Here is an 18,219-nt window from a genome sequence, read left to right as displayed (position 1 = left end):
GTACACGGTGATAGGTCTGTTGACTTGCTGAACCAAACCCTGAAGCGGCGTCCCACAAACCCATAGGTAATGCGAGTGAGTATCGTCGGCAGCGGCTACGTCGGCACGACTGTTGCCGCGTGTTTCGCCGACATGGGCCACGACGTCGTCAACGTCGACATTGACCAAGACATCGTCGACACAATCAACGCCGGGCAGTCACCAATTCACGAACCTGGGCTCGACGACCTACTTGCGACCCATGGTGGCGACACACTCACGGCGACCACAGACTACGAGGAGATTCTCGACACGAACGTCACGTTCCTCGCGCTCCCAACACCCTCCAGAGAGGACGGCAGCATCGACACGTCAATTATCGAAGCAGCCGCCGAAACGCTCGGTGACACTCTTCGCAAGAAGGATGGTGATCACGTTGTCGTCACGAAGAGCACAGTCATCCCGACGACGACTATGGAGACACTCGCGCCGATTCTCGCAGACGCTTCCGGCAAGCAGCTTGGCGCGGATCTCCATGTCGCGATGAACCCGGAGTTCCTCCGCGAGGGCACAGCCGTCGAGGACTTCCAAAACCCGGACAAAATTGTTTTCGGCAGCGACAGCGAGACCGCCATCGACACCCTCGATAAAATCTTCGAACCCCTCATCGAGGCATCCAACGCGACTGTCGTCGAGACTGGTGTTGAGGAGGCGGAGATGATCAAGTACGCGAACAACGGCTTCCTCGCGGCGAAAGTCAGCCTCATCAACGATATTGGGAACATCTGCAAGGAGTTCGGCGTCGACGCCTACGAAGTCGCTGACGCCATGGGTCTCGACGACCGCATCGGCGAGCGTTTCCTCCGTAGCGGCCTTGGCTGGGGCGGTAGCTGCTTCGGGAAAGACACGAACGCCATCATCAACGCTGCCAAAGAGACAGGCTACGAGCCGGCGATGCTTGACGCGGCCGTGGCGGTCAACGACCGCCAGCCCGAGCGCCTGCTATCGCTGCTTGACGACCACGTCGACGTCGAGGGCGAGCGCGTCGCTGTGCTTGGGCTTGCGTTCAAGCCCGGTACTGACGATGTCCGGGACTCCAGGGCGATTCCCGTTATCAATAGCCTTCAAGAGCGTGGCGCGAGAGTCGCTGCCTACGACCCGGTCGCCGCCGAGAACATGCGCACGCACTTCCCAGACATCGAGTATACGGACGCACCACAGGACGCACTTGCGGGTGCAAGCGCGTGTGTCGTCTGTACTGACTGGGATGAGTTCGCTGTCCTTGACGAGGAGTTCGATGCCATGGAAACACGAGTCGTCGTCGACGGCCGACGTATTATCGAGCGCCGTGATGGCCTCACGTACGAGGGACTTACCTGGTAGCAGAGAGTCGCGACCGACAGCACGGAACCGAGCACTGCGTCAACTGCCCCGCGCACGGTGGCGCGGGGCTTGTCAGTGAACTCGGCCTCTACCGACCGTGGTTAGTCGGACGGGACAAATCCCCGATTCGGCGTCACCGTTCCTGACTTCAGGGCGAGTTGACTGTCGCCCGTCCGCCGCGACGACTGTAGGCCGCGACGGACGTACCGCCACCCAACATTCTTCGCACCCACGTAATCTGCATTCTGAGTTGCACCCCACTTCTCGCATGCGAACTCCGCCTGCCTGACGCGATTCCCGTCGCTCGTGTGACCACACTCGGGACACCGCCGACTCGTGTTCTTCGGGTCTACAAACTCGACGCTAATCCCTTCGGCTTCAGCCTTGTACTCAACTAAGTCAACGAGTTGCCGGTGCGCCCACTGGTGGAACTCTTTGACGGGCGGCGCACGTTCCCTAATGTGTTTCAGGTTCTCAAACGCGATGTACTCGCAGTCGTGTGTTCGTGCTTCTTCGAGAATTTGGTTCGCAACTTGATGGAGGTGGTCGCGGAGATACCGGGACTCGTGCCCACTCATCTGCTGAATCGTCCGATGGGCGGATTGTGTACCGGTCTGCTGGAGATTGCCGCGAATCCGCTCGAACTCCCGATGGCGGTGTCGAAGTTCCCTGCCGGACGCAAAGTACGCCGTACTGGTGGTGGCGATGTTGACGATGCCGAGGTCAACGCCGAGAACTGTCCTGTCCTCGTCGTCGCCCTGTTGTTCGACCTGTTTCTTGGGCTTCGGTTTGCGAAAGCCGAGATGCAAGTAGTAGTCGCCATCACGCCGAGAAAGTGTGGATTCGGTGAGCTCCCAGTCCTCGTTGTTGAGGTACTGGTGTTGGTAGCCGTCTTCGTCGTCCGGCAGCGCTAGATCGCACCGAATGCGGTCGTCAACCGTTGAGAGTGAGACTGTTCCGTCGGCGAAGAGTGTCATCGTCCGGGTGTCGTATTTGACCGTACTGGCGGTGAACTCCGGACGTGAGGTCTTGTACTCCCCGTCCAGTTCTTTGATTTCTTCGACGCCTTGGAGTGCGGCTGCGGCTTGGTGGGTGGCGAGGATTGCGTGTTGACTCCCGAGACGCGTCTCCTCCAACACTCTGTCGTAGGCGAGGTCTTGAAGGTAGGTTTTCCGCGTTTCACCGTGTTCCCATCCGATCTGGCTGCTGATGTTGCAGGCAGTTTGCCACTCGTCGATGGTGGCATCGAGCAGATCTTGTTGCTCGTGGGTGAGGATGGGACGGGTGATTGCGGTGCGTCTCAGGTAGTCGTCTGCCACGGGTTTCAATAGAAGGTAGAGGTAGTTAGTAGTCCGTGGTTTGTGGCAGCGAATGTCGGCTTCAACCCCGCCCACGGTGGGGCGGGGAATCCGCCTCGATACCTCGTTTGAACCCAGCCTCATTGACTGTCGCGACCACAGACACACCAGATACCGAACAACAGCCGAGCACACATCTACGCGACAGCAATGTCTTCACGCCGTTCGCCGGACCTCCTCTCACAGAGAGAGTACGTTTCGTCTGTCTTCCTACACCGTCTGGCAGGCCTGATGAACTGGAACTCGGAGACGCCAATTATCACCACCAGTCGCATACGTTCATACACAGACATACCGGACAACGAGCGAAAAGCCGGATAGACCTGCCTCATCGATTTCTAGGCTTCCCGCTGGAGCCTCGCACTCTTGGATAGAGAGTACGTTTCGTTTGTCTTTGCTGGGTATTGCTTGGGTTAACCAACAGACTGTGTAGATTGGCTTGAGTGTTGGTTAAGGGAAGAATAGGCTATGGAGCCTCTCCACTTATCCGTGGTTAGGGGGGTGGGAACCCCACCATCATTCGTCTTTAGTTAAGACTCACACCTCGGTTGTGTAGCGGTAGCGAGCGTCTCTTGTAAGATCGGTCGTTGCTTGTGGATCTTCTGTGCGTCCTCGATCAGCCGCTCCAACAGCGGCGGTGGCGAATAACCGAGGTGCTCACCGAGTTCGTGGAGGATGAGCTGGGCGTGCGACCGGAAGGTCGCCGCCCAGCGTTCCGGTGGAAACACGAGCTCATCATCCGCCTGCTCGGTGACCAGATCCAACAGATCACGGCTCACAAGCAGTGACAGCAACGCTGCGTACAGCAAGATCTTCACCACGTGCTCGTTGCTCGTGTCGAACTCGTCCAGGTCGTACTGCGTCTTCAACTCACGGAACAGCAACTCCACTTCCCACCGACACCGGTAGATCTGCGCTAAATCCGCCGGAAAGAACTCCTCTCGCGACAGATTTGTCACGTATAGATGGTAGTCGTCGGCGTCCTCGTCGCGGACGCCGACGACGCGGAACCGCTTCGTATCCAGCGACCGCGTCCCGTTGTACGGCCCGCGCTTGAACTCGACTTCGACTTCCACATCGATGTACGTCCGGTCGAGATCGTCGAGCACATCACGGAGTTGCTTGCCCTCCAAGGGAATGGCGCGGCCGCGCCATTCCCGTAATTCATCCGTAATCACCGGATTCGCGTTCTGTTTCAGCCGGCTCACGAAGGAGCCGCCGTTCTCGTCGATCCGCGCAAACCGTCGGTACTTGAAGTACGCGAGGTCGAACAATACGAGGCGGTTCTCAAGCCACGACCCTGTCTTGAACAGCGTGCTGTCGTGTGCTTTCTCGTCGGTAACGTCGATCCGTTCAATCGTCTGTTCAGTGGCATTGTGGAGCAGGTGGAGCTTCGCTCCAGCCTGCTCCTCGTGGCGGGCTTCGAACTGATCAGCGAGAAACTCGTGTAACCGCAACACCGTTCCATCAGCGATCATTACATCACTGAATCGGTCGATGTCAACGTCAACAGTGTCGGGAACAGCGACCTCGTCGAGACCGTGCTCGACGAGGTCGCGGAAGTACTCCGCGAGCGTCGGCGTCAACCGCTGATAGAACCCACCCGGTGAGATCGGCTCGTCAGCTGTGGAGTTGTAGCTGCGTCGAAACCCTGCGAGTGTTCGGCGTTCGCCTGCGGCGAAGCCGAACACGAATGCCCAGACGAAGACGGGAATCTGGAGCTTGCGGTCGCGTTCGACCACGCCGAGTTCCTCGGCGTGCTCTTCGAGGAACTCGGAGGGAAACAGTGTAGTGAGCCGACGCATAATCCGTGATGAGGAGGTTTCGTTGTGCACACTCGACACCTCCTCATTCCTTCCGAAAAGTAGCCTCGATAAGCCGCCACTGTCACGCGGTTCGTCTCCTAACTAAAGACGGATGACCCCACCATATCCGCATAATCTGGCTGGAGGACTAGTCATCTCTGAGGGCTGTGTTGAATCGCTGTAAGGCGTAGAGATTCACTGTTTGACGAAGCGCTTGATGTTATAGACGACACACATCAGCGCGATTTCGCGGAACTCACGAAACCATGAGCGCGCTCGCACGGCGAAGCCGAGCGAGCGCTTCACAGCCGAGTTCACAGTTTCAGTCATAGAGCGCTGATTGTAGCGGTTATCGTCGATTCTGGCGTTGTGTGCGTGGTCGTACGCTGCGAAGATGCGGTGTTTGATCAGCGGTCTGATCCCGAGGTCGCGTAATCCTTCACGAAGCGATTGCTTGTCATAGCCTTTATCGGCCGCAAGAGACCGCAGATCGCCCGCATTTCGGCGGGCGATCTGCTCGGCAAGGTCTGCGTCGCTCCCTTTCCGATTTGTAGAGCAGTGGACGTCAAGGACGGCTTGAGACGCTGTATCGACGAGTTTCGTGACTTTGAGCTTCTGAACGCGGTAGCTGATTCGCTGGCAGTAGTGGCGGCTGGCTGGTGAGCGGTCGTAGAACGTGGCGTCGATCGCGGCGTGTTCAGAGAGATCGTGCAGCTGCGCCGACTGGCGCAGCAGCACTCGACAGACGCTCATACTGATCCGGTCGAACGCCTTACACAACGTGGACGGCGCGGGGAGATCGGCCGCGTTGAGGCCGATCTCCCCGATTATTTGTGGCATCTCTTTGAGCAGGTCGATCGTCATGCGGTACGACGAATCGAGGTAAATCCGCAGACAGTGAAGGGAAACGAGTGCATAGTCGGCGAATCCGCCGCCACCTTCTGGGGCGGCGGATTCGCCTCCATCGCCAGTAACTCTTTGAGCAACCGGTACAACCTCCCCGATGAAGCGGGAGATTTGCGTCATGGTCAACGGAACTCTCCCGCTTCAACTCCTTTGATTTAGCGGCCTACCTCGCTGCCGTATGGCGATTCAACACAGCCTCTCTGAGCGAATTGGCCGCGATGGTCTTGGAGCGATGGATAATTCTACAGGCTGAACAGGGCGAGTGCCTCGGGGCTTGACCCCGAGGTACTTCACTGAGGAGTAATACCACAGAGAGTACGTTTCGTCTGTCTTTTCGACGGGACCGAATTCACGGTTGAGTAAGAGAGTATGTTTCGTCTGTCTTCGGCTGGAGTTGCGTGGAGTGAGAGAGTACGTTTCGTCTGTCTTTGGCTGGGATTGTGTGGTGATTGCGGAAGCTGGATCTGTATTTGATGTGGGGTGTAGAGAGTGGATTTCGTGTGTCTATGGGGTGTAGAATTGGGGGATTGGAGTGGATTATTGGTAGTCACTCCCAGGACAAGCGAGACTTACGAAAGAAGGTTTTAAATATGTAGGATGGTTTCCGGATGGTAGACGCATGGCTGGGCCATTCAGTGACGTTGAACAGACGATTTTTGCGGCCAAAGAAGTTCTCTCTGAAGACTACCAACCAGACCAAATCCTTGAACGCGACGAGGAGATCGACGACTACCGATACGCACTCCAAGACGTCCTCTTTGGCCGCACCCCCCAGAACGTGATGCTATACGGAAAAGCAGGCCTCGGGAAAACCGCAGTGACGAAATACATGATGGAAGCGCTCCAAAGCGAGGTCAAAGAGCGCCCTGACGCCGACGAACTCCACGTCCACGAGCGAAATTGCAACGGAAAGACGGTGTATACGGTTGTTCGCAACCTCGTCAACGAGTTACTCCCTGACAGTGCAAGTGACTTCCCAAAGCGAGGTCTTGGTACAGGCGACGCTTTCGAGGAGCTATACACCCAACTCGATCGGCTTGGTGGGACGCATCTGATTGTTTTCGACGAGATCGATCACCTCGATAATGTTGACACGCTTCTGTACGAACTGCCGCGGGCACGATCGATTGGCCATATTATGAACTCGAAGGTCGGTGTCATCGGCATCAGTAACAACTACACGTTCCGGCAATCGCTTTCCCCAAAAGTCAAAGACACCCTGATGGAAACCGAGATTTCGTTCAGTCCGTATAACGCGAGCGAGCTTCGAACAATTCTCACCGAACGTGCCGAACAAGCATTCGTCGACGACGTTTGTGACGAATCAGCGATCGCAAAAGCAGCAGCAATCGCAGCCAAAGACCGCGGCAATGCACGCCAAGCAATCGATCTCCTTCGCGTTGGCGGTGAAGTTGCAAAGCGACACGGCGACACCTATATCGACGACACCCACCTCACGGAAGCCCAAGAACTTGTCCAGCGAGGCCGCCTTAGCAACCGCATTCGCGACCAAACCCAACACGCTCAATTCCTCCTCGAAACTGTCGCCTACCTCGAACAACGTGGAAAGACACCAACCCGATCCAAGGAGATTAAAACCCAATACGAGGAGATTGCAGAATCCCACGCTGCAGACCCACTCACCACGCTCAAAAGCATTCAAAATCACTTATCGGATCTTCATATGCTCGGGTTCCTGCATCGGAACGGACAGAATCACGGGGAAGGTGGTGGCCGGTACTACGAATATGGCCTCGATCTTGATCCCGAAATCATCCTCGATATCAGACGCGAAATTGAAGAAGAACCATCCTAACAGATCCTTCCAGCTGCAGCCGTCGACTTTCACTGTTCACTCCCCCTGGTCAAAGACAGACGAAACGTACTCTCTCACTCCACGCAATCTGCCGAAGACAGACGAAACGTACTCTCTCACTCCACGCAATCTGCCGAAGACAGACGAAACGTACTTTCTAAACACTCACAGAGATACTTGTGAGAAAAGCATATATTTCCATTCCTTGAGTGAAGGCACGCACGGCGAGATTTAATGCCCAGATGATCGCAAACTCGACCGTGCTTCTCATGGTGTGATTCCCACGTCTTCAGGCGTGGAAGGATGTCAAAGCGTCTGTTAGGACGGAACAGTCAATCGTCGAGTACCAATCGCGCCCGAAGTGTTTTGTCATCCACCGGCTGAAGACGGAGTATGGCGCAAGCGGATGCCGGAAATGGGGAGTCACCACGGCGACAGATTCACCTCGTTGAGGAAGCTGACGGAACGTGGTCCGCCATTGATGAGGGTGCCGAGGTGGCCAGCCAGGGGACAACGCGGGCCGAAGCACTGGCGAACCTCGACGAGGCCGTGGCACTCCATGAGGGCGAAATTGGGGAGCCAGTAACGGATGCTGATCTGCGAGACCTCGGGCTCGACCCTGACACAGTCCCAGACGAGCCCCAGGAACCGGATGCGCCGTGGGTTTCTGAGTAGTTGTGCCGGCTCCGTATTCAGCCAAGGAACTCGTTGCAGCACTCACAGAGATGGGGTACCAGCCGGTCGACCGGGCCGGCAGCCATCTCAAACTTCGATATGTGCATCCGGAGACCGACGAGATTCGAAATGTGACGGTTCCGATGGGCAAAGAGATCAGCGGCGATACACTCCGCAATATTGCCAGCCAGTGTGGCGCGGACGATTTCCAAGCGTGGTGCAACTGGATCGACGACCTTCTGTCCTGCTTCAGTTGCAACGGTGGTGTGTCTCTCTTCGATGAGACCCAGCTCTCTCGAAAGGAACACCAGTGGGACACGCTTCAGTTGCAACGGTGGTGTGTCTCTCGTCATCTGGACGATTGACATCCTCCTGCGCCTGAAGATGCGGGTATTCTTCTTGATTTTATAGCGGAGTAGTGATTGAATAGACGCAGAGCTGGTTCAGCCGAGGAACATTCGACACAGTGGGGTGGGCGGAGAAGAACAGCAGCGACGAATCAAGAACTGTTCCGTCTCCGTCCTTAACCAACAGCATCCACCAATCCCTCACTAGTGTTGGTTAAGACCTGAACACCAGCAGCTACCGAGACCGCCTCGCCCGCTAGCTTGGCTCAGTTATGATAGTGAGAAAGTTAAGGTGTCTGGCCTGCGAATTGATTGGTAACGATGTCGGGGGACGGGTTTCCGGTACGGCCAAACACGAACGAGTATACGGCGCTGAGCTTCCTCGTGGCACACCGCGGGACCGAGTTCACGCTCGGTGAGATCGCGGATGACACCGATATCAGTGAATCGGCGGCAGCAAAAGCGGTGATGCAGCTCCGTGATTGGGGGCTCATCGATCAGTCAGAAGACCACTACTACGTCAATCAAGAGCGGGGTGGCGAGCTAGTACAACGATTAGCGTCTCTTGATGCAGTCGTCCAGATTTTTGCGGCGACGCCGGCTGATGACGCCTACGCCGAACCGGGATGGGGGGACGAGGTTCCCACCCTCGATTGACCTCGTCCGACCCGCAAAGGGGTGGATTGTCCGAAGGAGAGATTCAGGTTGTGCGTTTCTTCGGCGGTGAGGGACGCTTTCGGTGGGTGTCAGTGGTCGCCGTCCGTAACCAATTCGATGTCCACATCCCTCTAGGCACGCGACAATACACCACCCTAGCGGATAATCACTGTCCATTCTGGAGAGGTCCGGTCAGCCTATGAGTTCCGGTCGATCCAGGCTTTGAACTCTTGGAAGTCCTGCATCCCCGCTTGCTCCCCAATCTCTTTGAGAGTCCCTTCGCGGAGTTCATCGTGAAGCGGGACCGGAACTGTTCGTCGTGGGGAGTCATGGCTTTCAGGCGGGTTCCACACGAGGATTGCGTGGTCGCCGTTCGTTCGAACCCACTCGTAAATCCCGCTATTGACCATCGCCTTCACAACGTCCCGACCGGAGAATGGAGAATACGACATTCAGACCGACGCTGTCACTCGAAAACCGAGGAATCATCAAGAGAGCCCGACTGATTGTTCTCAGGATCAATCCCCATGTCGCGGAGGTCGTCGTTGCTGGGTTCCTCACCGGCGCCGTGATACCCCTCAAGTGCGTCGTCCAGATTATCAAGGGCCTTCGTTCGCGTCTTCCCTTGGCTGGTGACGCCGGTCTCCGTGTCTTTGGCAATCCACCACCCATCATCCTTAGTAAGGGTGATTGCCGGATCAACCCCCGTTGGCATACACAATCGTTCGGGGAGCCTATGTAAAAACCTTGTTCCCGGTAGTACTCCCCATTTCAAGCCATCTCCGCCCCGAATCCTAGGAGTTCCAGCCGTGAGTTACGAAGTCCGCTACCACCCCCTGAAGGGGTGGGATTCCGCGTTGTTACCGCTGTGAAGGTCCATCGGACCTGACCAAGGGGCGGAAGACAGACGAAATGCACCCTCTAAACACTCACAGATATACTCGTTAGCAAAGCATATATTTGCATAGTGTGCGTTAGGAGTGGTATGAGCGAGTTCGATCCGGCGCCAGACGGCAACGACGCGTTCCAGCGCTGGCAGGCTGACACGGACACCTTTGACCGTGTCTATGATGTCGCCCTTGGCGTCACCACACTGACAACGTACCGTGGGATTGCGGAGCGAGCGGACTGTTCGGCGAATGCCGCGAAAAAACACCTCGATAGGCTCACGGAGATGGGTGTCGTCCGGAAAGACGAACAGAGCCGGCCGGCTCGCTACGAACGCGATGACGGGTATCTTGAGTGGCAGGAAGCGAGTCACATCGCCCGCGAACTCTCGGTTGAGGAGATCATCGACCGCGTCGCCGAGCTTGAAGCCGAACAACAAACCTACGAGCAGCGCTTCGAGACGGCTAACCCGGAATCTGTCGCCGTCTTCGACACCACCGACCATGAGGCACTCCACGAGCGCATGCACGCGGTGAGTGAGTGGCAAGCCACCACGCGTGATCTTCGCCTCTACGAACTCGCCCGCCAACTCGCCCAAAACGACGGCCACCTCATCCCCGCCTGATGAGTCCGCCGTCCGACTCCTCGCCCTCGACTGGCCCGCCGGATCGACACACACTCCGCCTCCTCGAACGCCACCTCGCAAGCGAGGATCTCATCACCGACACCGCCTTCGACCCCAATCCCCACGAACCACGGCTCCTCCATGCACACTTCGACACGACCCACTACCCGGCGGCAACGACTGCCGCAAGACTAGACGTTCGGTGGTTCACAACCGGCGACTTCTCGTTGCACTACATCGAAACCAACGCGGACGGCCCCCAATGGGAGTGCCGATGGGATCGCCATCCAAATACCCACAATACACGCGTCCACTTCCACCAACCCCCAGATAGCAACGAAGTCACCGACCTCTCCCTTCCATCCGACCATCCACTCGATGTGTACTCAACCGTCCTTGATGCAATCGAGCAACGACTCAACACTCAATGGGACTAGCCACTACACACCAGTAATGAACGTCACTGGTTGATTCCGCGGCGGTTCACAGTTTTTCTGTTGTTCAAGACGGACCGTTGACAGTTAGTTGACGGTCGTTACGGGGTTTCGGTCTCGTCTTCGTTTTCTGTTTCTGTGGCTGTGTGAATCTCACTGCGGTCATCAAGCCCGTAGATTAGTGGCTCCTGGAGTGCTTCCTCTGGGGGAGGTTCCAATCGTCGGAGTCGGATTGTCGTGCCCGGCAATATCGTCAGTAATTGCTTCCTTCGTTTGTACGCGCGCTTGCGCGGGAGTTCGAGCGTCATCCGGCGGTCGTCAAGCGGGATTCCAGGGAGCGCGAAGACGTTCGTAAGAAAACCTATCGCGTCGGCGAGCTTCTCGTTGAACGGGCTGGCGTCCTCGCTCATCGCCCGCTGGACGTGGTCGTGGATTGCCTGAGCCCTTAGCAGTTCACTCGTTTTTTGTGTTTTCGAGGAGTTGGATTGGGGTGGTGTGGCGGTGGTTGCGGGCGAGTGTGTAGAGGCCCCAGGCGATGGGGGCTGTGAGTAATGCGGGTAGGATAGACAGCCACTGAGTGAGGGCGGAAACCACGGCGAGGAGCCAAATGGTCGTGAGGACGAGGGTGCGTTCGTTGGGACGTTCAGTCTCGATGAGTGTACTCACGGAGGTAGCAAGGCTAGCTAGGGTTGCGAGGAGTCGGCTGGCGAGTAATTCGTTTTCCTGAGTGGCGTTCTCTGTGGGTTCCTCACGTGAGACCGGTGTTGGCGCATTAGTGGACGTGGATGGAGGATTATTGGGAGTGAGGAGGTCGGTGTTGAGTTCGTATTCGTAGGGTTCGCGGTCTGTATCGGTAGTGAGGACACCCCATTCGGCGAGTCGATTGAGATTGTTCGTAGCGGTTGTTTTGGAAACCTCGAATTCGCGTTTTATATCTCGCTGCGTACACGTATCACTGAGAATTGTGTCGTCCTCGAGGAGGAGATAGTAGACGATATCTCGATAGGCGACACCGTTGTTCGACTCTTCTTCGCCGGCGATTGTACCATCCGCGTCGTCTTGAATCGGTCGCCGTTCGATTCGTGTCTCGATTTCCTCGGGGATTGTTTCCTTCCAGCGGCGTATTCTGTCGTTTAGCATTTGGTGAATCGACGGCGGTTGCATATCTAAGGTTTCGGGTTGCGTGGATTAGAAACGACCAACGGAGCCTGTAGGAACTGACACGCACCATTGGTGGGGCGAGCACTATTATTCTTCTATATATGTGTGTTGGTGGGTTGTCAGCTGTAAACCCGCGATTGTCAACTGGAATCCGGGGTTTCAGGGCGTGAAGGCTGCGGGTTGACTATTATCCCACCGGCGCTCTGCACCAACTGCGATGTCAGGGACAGGCCCCCACCCATACAACGTCCGTTCGGAGCTGCAGTCAGTAGCACAGAAAGCATTCCGGGACGGCGAGCACGAGAGCAGAGACATCATCGTTCTCGCCTCAAACATTCAGAAGCCAGGTCGGAGGCTCACGCGAGTTGCGGACGCGTGCGCGAACAACGACGAGGTCCGGATCGTCACTCGAACAAAACGACACGCTGCCGCAGTAGCAGCGCTCCTCGCAGCACCAACTCTGGAACCGACCGAAGATGGCGCGGTGCTCTATCAAACACCACACCCACGCCAACTGCCCAATGGAGGGGTCCTCGCCTACGAGAGCGACCGTACGTCCCCGGCAGTCGTCACTACTGCCACGAACGGCGTTGAGCTTCGGTGGAAGGATACAACCCTTCCAGTTCCACTCGAAAGCAGTGGCGAGCAGGGTGCGTACGACCTCCCCGAAGGCGTGTTCGTCGTCAATGAACACACCGACGGGACTGCTGGCCGCCACTGGACAGTCGAACGCGACGATGGAACCCGAGTGTCATCGTTCGATTCACTAACCCAACTGCGGTCGGCGTACCACCTGGTCCATGACTGGTTCCAGCCGGACCGCCTCACCTACCACAACGACGTTACAATCCACTACTACGACGGCGCCACCACCACCCTCAAACCGTACTCGGAACCACTCCCTGGTACCGGTGAGACAGGCCCGAGCGAAGCCCGGGTCAGACAGTTCCTCGAGCAATTCACTATCTCCGAATCAGACGGTGGCATTCCCTACGCCGAGTTCGCCGCGCGATATCACGCCTGGGACGCACACCCACCGGAAGACCACCTCAATCGGTCACAGCTCCACTACACCTGCCACGAGCTCGACGATCTAACCATCGAGGACAAGCCCACTCCCGAGAAGCCCCACCAGCTCGAGCGCGTCGTCGCCGACCGCGTCTGGCGGTATCCACCAGTATTCGAGCGGACGCTCTAGCACCTCACCGGGTAGACGAGGCCCCCTGAACCGAATCACAATCAGCAGTCACCAAATCCAGTGCATGTCAACTGAATCCGATCAAACGGCCGCGAACGATGACGCACCAACCGAGCAAAGTGCCGATCGAGGAGAGGAACTCCCCGCACCAACGGAAACAGCGACGGGAAGGGCCGTGTTTCCGAGGTTAACTGGTGGGAAGCGCCGGAGGAATTCGATTCGGCTCCTGATCCCGCGTGATCCCGAGGCGCTCAAGAACCTTCCGAAGGCAGTCCGGGGAATTCTCGTTCTCATCATAGATGAGGTGTGTGGGGAGCCGTCAATCGACCAGTTCGAGATTCTGATGTACAACGGACCGATCGGCCTGGAAATCGTTGTCCACCCCCGGCCGCTCACAGTAGATGGCCGGGCCATGCAGCAGACGAGACTGGATTCGTTCACTGACCAGGTTTACTCTCCGGCACTCTCAAAGACAGTGGAGGCTGTGAAGCGTCATCTCCCCAAACGCATGGATGCAGAAGTGGGGACACTGGACTTGAGTCCGGTTGGTGTCTCGGACGTGACGACAACTCGACTGTTCGTCACTGAGGACGCCAAAATCTCCCACGATGGCGGCCTGGACATCAGTCCACTTACGGCAATATTCCAAGCTGCCCAGACATACCATATTCCGTTCATCTACCAGGTGCTTCTGGACAAATCCAAGAAGACGTACGATCTCAGTGCTCGTCTCGCGACGTACCGGCCCGAACACAACTATAGTGGCCGACGTGGTCTCGCAAAACTCGCCGAACAAGGCCATCCACTCGATCTCTCCCGGCCGTTCGAGGCGTACAACGTCACGACGAACCACAAGGGGATGACACACAAGCACTGGGATACGGAGTATACCAAGCGTATCGACGGCCGTGACCAGTTTACGGCGTCGTACTCCTACGAGCAGGTTAGCGCGTATAAACCCCGGCCGGAAGTCCGTCGAGAGGCCCAGAAAATCAAGGAGATTGTGCTCGGGAAAAAGGAGCACCGCCGGCTCCTGAACGGGAACGCGAGCTGGGATCCGATCTGTAAACACTCACTCAATCGATACGGGCGCTTCGAAGTCACGCCCGCGCAACTGAAACCATTCGTCGAAGTCGTCCCTCTCGAGTGGACAACGAACCCATGGAAGCTCCTCTCCGGACGGTCCGCACCCACATTCAACACGCACGAGATCATCACGACATCCGGCATGACGGCAGCGAGCCTCGGAGAGGGAACCATCAACCTACCAGAGGATACAGATGGAGTTGCCAACAAGGGCTCAGTCCAGCATCAGTCTCTGGGCATGTTCGTCATCCGGACGTTAACGGAAGGTGGCGATGAAGCCGAGGAAGTCGAGCAGACGAGTGAATCCGTCTCGGATTGTCTGCTGTATCCTGACGACCAGTATCTAAAGGCACTGGACTGCCCGGTCACAAGCGACATCGTGAATGGTGAGTTCGAGAGCAAGACCTCCTCGAAGCCGTCGAAGACGCTCGCGAACGCGGACCGCGCAAACGTGATGGACCGCCACGCGCTGTTCGTCTACGAGAACGAGAAGACAGCCAGACGCGGCTACAAGCACCTCAGATCGTCGTTCAATACGGTACTCGAAACCGGACTCCAGCCCTACAATCGCACCGACCCAGTTCGGTGCCCGGACGACCGCATCCCCATCGTCGAGGGAGACGTCTCGACAACATGGCAGCTCGCCGGTAGAGAGTCCCTCGCCGCGAGCGCAGACGGCAAAGTCATCGCGTCCGGGCCGGCCGACGCTGATGTCGGTACGTTCGACTGGGACTGCCACTTCTACCGGGAAGTCGATGGCATCCACCGCGTGGAAACCGAGGACGGGGACTGCGTCGCAGAATACCGGTCGAACGACGCATTCACTGCCGAGTGGACGCGCGTCAAACAACCCCACCTTCCCACTACCCCGGACTATCTCGCGTTCTCGACTATCGCCTACCGGGACGAAGAGCACAACGAACTTCGGCTGTACGAACCCGATGAATCCCTACGAGCGGCCTGGGATCAGCCTAATACTGAGGGGAAGATGGATCGTCACCGGAACGCGATGGAAGCCTTCTGCGAGGAACGCCTCATCCACGATGACAATCAGGACAACGGCGGTGATGGGGATCACGTCATCTACGAGGACCTTCAGACGGCCTTCCAGGCCTGGTACGACTACCGTTCTGAACACGAACCACCGTCGAATTCCGTCATCGGACAAGTCCTTCCTGAGGACCTGAAGGACGCGAAGACGGGCGGGACGGACAATACGTACAAGTACTTCGACGGGTGGCGCTGGGCCATCCCCCGGGACCTCGACTCCCCACATCATCCCGACCCCGCTACCATCGAAGAGGCCGACCCAGCGACGAACACAGACACGGACGAAGACGCAACGTCGGCACAGCCCCAATCGCCCATGGACGACCGTGAGGACACGTCCGGCAACTCGGACCAACCGGCCAACGACAGCTAGCAGTAACCCATCCCCCAGACTTGCAGTTTTCGTGACTATGCTACCCAACTTCGAACCCATCCAAGAGACGCTGTCTCGGGAAGCCATCGAACTCAGCCGCCACCCTAACGCTGGTAGTGACCATCCCCGCGATCAGGAGTCGATGCCACGCGCACTCGCAAGGACAACCTACCACGCACTCACAACACACTCACTACCGGCTGTGGAGTTCCTCTCCATGCCCATCCATCGCTGCCAGCGATTCTTCCTTACCACACCAACACAGGCCTCACACAAGGAGGCCAACACTAAAGCGGAGGTGTCGCCGGCACTACAGGCACTCAGTGAAAGTGCGGCCCACTGGCTCCCGGTCCAAATCGAACTTCATGGCGTCGAGGTGGATTTCACACCCCTCGGAACAGCAAGTGCACCAACTGAACGCCTCGCTACAACCGCGACAACCACCTTCGAATCCAACCGACACAGTACTCAACCACCACTAGAGGACTTACTCTCAGCGCTCACGGAGCGCGGGTATCCACACGCACTCCAAGTTATCGTCCGTCTCGAGGACGAGCAGGAAGGCACGCTCGCAGCAACTGTACGGGTCGTCGACCTGCACCGGGAGGCCCGCTGGCACACCCGGGACGCTGAGGCATCCTATCGAAGCACCACCTCGATGCCTTCGGTAACGGAGTACTTCGAGGCATTCAAGCCGACCTCGAACCGTGCGTTACCACTCGACTATGGCTGGCACCACCGCGAGGAAACACGCCTCCCAGAGACATCGACACAGCCAATCCTCGAACTCGACCACCCAGTCCAGCGCAACGACTACGACGCTAGGCTCGCCGCGGAACTCGCCACGACACCACTCGAATACGCACGCCTCCTTACTGGCCCCAAGCCACTCGGCGACCTCACCAAGGCATACCATGAGCTCGGTGTCTCCCCCTGGCTCTCACTAGACTCTGAGGCCCTCCCCGCCATCTATGCCCTCACGCCACACACCTACACCACCTTACCGTACGCCGACCACGATGGCCGGGCCGCCCCACACGTCACTCACCGAACCACAATCCGAACGCCACCCAACGACCCAGCTAAATCGACACCGACCACCTACGAACACACACCCACGCCCCCAGCCAGCACGAACAACACCACGAACTCGACTCCCACAGAATCAACTCCAATACCGGCCATCCAACATAATGACTCCGAGCTCGCCACGCAAGCTGCACGGTGGCTCACGGAACACGGCGACCACGTCGACCCTCTTCCAGCAGACACTCCTGGTTCGTTCACGCGAACAACACCCAGTGGACAAACGGACCTCGTGGTCGTCCTCGATGGGGACATCCATCGCGGCGACCTCATCGCGACAGCCGCCTACGCTGACACCCACGACGCCTACACTAGCACCCTCGTCATCGCAGCAACACCACATCTCGCTCAGGACGCCCACCACACTCTCAACCAACCATTCAGAATCCTCTCCGGCCGTCCAGAAACCGTCCTGGAGTCCCAGACCGCACCACTAGAAACCCAAACGTGGCAAGCCGTGCGATCCATCGATTCACCACCAGTCCGATGGCTGCGAACCCAGGATACACTCTACTGCTACTTCGACGGCGACATCGTCGCCAGCACTGACGCCAGCAACCCAGCCACAGCACTCCTTGAGGACCTCCCCCGCGTCCATAAGGATGAACACACGTGGCGTGTACGCGACACCACTGGAACAATCCGAGAGCGCTACACGAACACCCCCGCATTCAGGAACGCGTGGCAGCCAATTCTGGCGCCAGCACGACCTACTCGCCTCGCAACAGGCCTCGAAGCCACAACCATCCTCGTGGCCGACGGCAGCCAACTTCAAGAACACAATCGCTACCCGGCGAGCGAACCCAACCACACCACTACCACTGCCCACCGCACACGACTAGCAGAGGGCTTCCTCGAGACGTACACCATCCCGAGCACCACTAGCACTCTCGAGGCCGATGCAATCGTCCCGCAGTTCGCCGCCTGGGCGCGCCACCAAACCACCGAATCACTCGACCACCAACTCGCCACAGTACTCAATATCGCCGCACCCAAACTCTCTAACACACCACCAAACCCTACAGACACCCACATCAACCGCACCTGGCGGTATCCACCACACCCCACTTCCTAACACTCCAACCGACTCTCCTCGACGACTCCTATCGTCTCCTCTTCTGGAAAACCAACACTCCTCCCTCTCTGAGACACCGAGTCCAAACACACCGACTCCAGTCAAGAACCATCAACACGCTCACCGCCACCAGCACCACTCCTCAACCACCCCAATCCACACCACCACAAACGCCACCAAACCAACCCCCACAACAACCCAGTCCAGCAAAGCCACTCCCCCACCAAACAATTCAACCGAAACCGAACCGCAACCCCCTCTACAACCATCCACTCACCGCCCATGAAACTCCCCCTGAACTCGCATCTAACACCCCC

General features: G+C 57.6%; 15 protein-coding genes and 2 pseudogenes. 10 read left to right on the top strand and 7 right to left on the bottom strand.

Translation table 11 applies throughout. The features are described from left to right. The first annotated feature begins 69 nt into the window (after positions 1 to 69). Positions 70 to 1,362 carry a UDP-glucose 6-dehydrogenase AglM gene (gene aglM, locus JRZ79_RS13335; protein WP_205252338.1) on the top strand — a complete coding sequence of 431 codons (1,293 nt, stop codon included), beginning with the start codon at positions 70 to 72 and terminating at the stop codon, positions 1,360 to 1,362. Positions 1,363 to 1,463: 101 nt separating this feature from the next. On the opposite strand, the gene JRZ79_RS13330 is transcribed toward aglM, so the two are convergent. From JRZ79_RS13330 to JRZ79_RS13320, 3 genes are all read right to left on the bottom strand, one after another. Then, positions 1,464 to 2,681, bottom strand: a complete 1,218-nt coding sequence (locus JRZ79_RS13330; protein WP_205252337.1) for an RNA-guided endonuclease TnpB family protein — start codon at positions 2,679 to 2,681, stop codon at positions 1,464 to 1,466. Positions 2,682 to 3,250: 569 nt separating this feature from the next. Next, positions 3,251 to 4,525, bottom strand: coding sequence for an IS4-like element ISH8B family transposase (locus JRZ79_RS13325; RefSeq protein ID WP_010890432.1), 1,275 nt, complete (start codon positions 4,523 to 4,525; stop codon positions 3,251 to 3,253). 195 nt (positions 4,526 to 4,720) lie between these two features. After that, on the bottom strand, positions 4,721 to 5,551 hold the full coding sequence (locus JRZ79_RS13320) for an IS5 family transposase (RefSeq protein WP_089768607.1): 831 nt from the start codon (positions 5,549 to 5,551) through the stop codon (positions 4,721 to 4,723). 499 nt (positions 5,552 to 6,050) lie between these two features. On the opposite strand from JRZ79_RS13320, the gene JRZ79_RS13315 reads away from it, so the two are divergent. The 4 genes and pseudogenes from JRZ79_RS13315 (at position 6,051) to JRZ79_RS13300 (ending at position 8,926) form a co-directional block, all read left to right on the top strand. Next, positions 6,051 to 7,247 carry an orc1/cdc6 family replication initiation protein gene (locus tag JRZ79_RS13315; protein WP_205252336.1) on the top strand — a complete coding sequence of 399 codons (1,197 nt, stop codon included), beginning with the start codon at positions 6,051 to 6,053 and terminating at the stop codon, positions 7,245 to 7,247. Between the two features lie 393 nt (positions 7,248 to 7,640). Further along, on the top strand, positions 7,641 to 7,922 hold the full coding sequence (locus JRZ79_RS13310; protein ID WP_205252335.1) for a type II toxin-antitoxin system HicB family antitoxin: 282 nt from the start codon (positions 7,641 to 7,643) through the stop codon (positions 7,920 to 7,922). A 50-nt stretch (positions 7,923 to 7,972) separates the two neighbouring features. Then, positions 7,973 to 8,158 (top strand): annotated as a pseudogene (locus tag JRZ79_RS26195) (type II toxin-antitoxin system HicA family toxin); the annotation flags it as partial. Positions 8,159 to 8,590: 432 nt separating this feature from the next. Beyond that, on the top strand, positions 8,591 to 8,926 hold the full coding sequence (locus JRZ79_RS13300; protein ID WP_205252333.1) for an HTH domain-containing protein: 336 nt from the start codon (positions 8,591 to 8,593) through the stop codon (positions 8,924 to 8,926). 197 nt (positions 8,927 to 9,123) lie between these two features. Here JRZ79_RS13300 and JRZ79_RS13295 read toward each other — a convergent pair whose 3' ends face one another. Together JRZ79_RS13295 and JRZ79_RS13290 are read right to left on the bottom strand one after the other, a co-directional pair. Beyond that, on the bottom strand, positions 9,124 to 9,378 hold the full coding sequence (locus JRZ79_RS13295; RefSeq protein WP_205252332.1) for a type II toxin-antitoxin system HicA family toxin: 255 nt from the start codon (positions 9,376 to 9,378) through the stop codon (positions 9,124 to 9,126). A gap of 14 nt (positions 9,379 to 9,392) precedes the next feature. After that, positions 9,393 to 9,641: a type II toxin-antitoxin system HicB family antitoxin gene (locus JRZ79_RS13290; protein WP_205252331.1), complete on the bottom strand. Its 249-nt coding sequence runs from the start codon at positions 9,639 to 9,641 to the stop codon at positions 9,393 to 9,395. A gap of 270 nt (positions 9,642 to 9,911) precedes the next feature. Here JRZ79_RS13290 and JRZ79_RS13250 point away from each other — a divergent pair, with 270 nt between their 5' ends. Together JRZ79_RS13250 and JRZ79_RS13190 are read left to right on the top strand one after the other, a co-directional pair. Then, on the top strand, positions 9,912 to 10,439 hold the full coding sequence (locus JRZ79_RS13250) for a sugar-specific transcriptional regulator TrmB (protein WP_205252330.1): 528 nt from the start codon (positions 9,912 to 9,914) through the stop codon (positions 10,437 to 10,439). Next, complete coding sequence (locus tag JRZ79_RS13190) at positions 10,439 to 10,876, top strand: hypothetical protein (RefSeq protein WP_205252329.1); 438 nt, start codon at positions 10,439 to 10,441, stop codon at positions 10,874 to 10,876. Before JRZ79_RS13250 ends, JRZ79_RS13190 begins: the two co-directional genes overlap by 1 nt. 213 nt (positions 10,877 to 11,089) lie before the next feature. Here JRZ79_RS13190 and JRZ79_RS26190 read toward each other — a convergent pair. Both JRZ79_RS26190 and JRZ79_RS12730 read right to left on the bottom strand, forming a co-directional pair. Next, positions 11,090 to 11,298, bottom strand: a pseudogene (locus tag JRZ79_RS26190) (hypothetical protein); the annotation flags it as partial. Between the two features lie 28 nt (positions 11,299 to 11,326). After that, complete coding sequence (locus JRZ79_RS12730; protein ID WP_205252328.1) at positions 11,327 to 12,013, bottom strand: helix-turn-helix domain-containing protein; 687 nt, start codon at positions 12,011 to 12,013, stop codon at positions 11,327 to 11,329. Positions 12,014 to 12,251: 238 nt separating this feature from the next. Here JRZ79_RS12730 and JRZ79_RS12705 point away from each other — a divergent pair, with 238 nt between their 5' ends. From JRZ79_RS12705 to JRZ79_RS12600, 3 genes are all read left to right on the top strand, one after another. Then, positions 12,252 to 13,232 carry a hypothetical protein gene (locus JRZ79_RS12705; RefSeq protein WP_205252327.1) on the top strand — a complete coding sequence of 327 codons (981 nt, stop codon included), beginning with the start codon at positions 12,252 to 12,254 and terminating at the stop codon, positions 13,230 to 13,232. A gap of 64 nt (positions 13,233 to 13,296) precedes the next feature. Continuing rightward, entirely contained in the window at positions 13,297 to 15,741 is a 2,445-nt protein-coding gene (locus tag JRZ79_RS12670; protein ID WP_205252326.1) for a hypothetical protein, read from the top strand. 37 nt (positions 15,742 to 15,778) lie between these two features. Continuing rightward, on the top strand, positions 15,779 to 17,902 hold the full coding sequence (locus JRZ79_RS12600; RefSeq protein ID WP_231546324.1) for a hypothetical protein: 2,124 nt from the start codon (positions 15,779 to 15,781) through the stop codon (positions 17,900 to 17,902). Positions 17,903 to 18,219: the final 317 nt, after the last annotated feature.

The organism is Halobacterium sp. BOL4-2, from assembly GCF_016917835.2.
In the GTDB taxonomy this organism is placed as follows: Archaea; Halobacteriota; Halobacteria; order Halobacteriales; family Halobacteriaceae; genus Halobacterium; species Halobacterium salinarum.
Note: the sequence above shows the minus strand (reverse complement) of the source record. Positions and strands in the feature narration are given on the sequence as shown.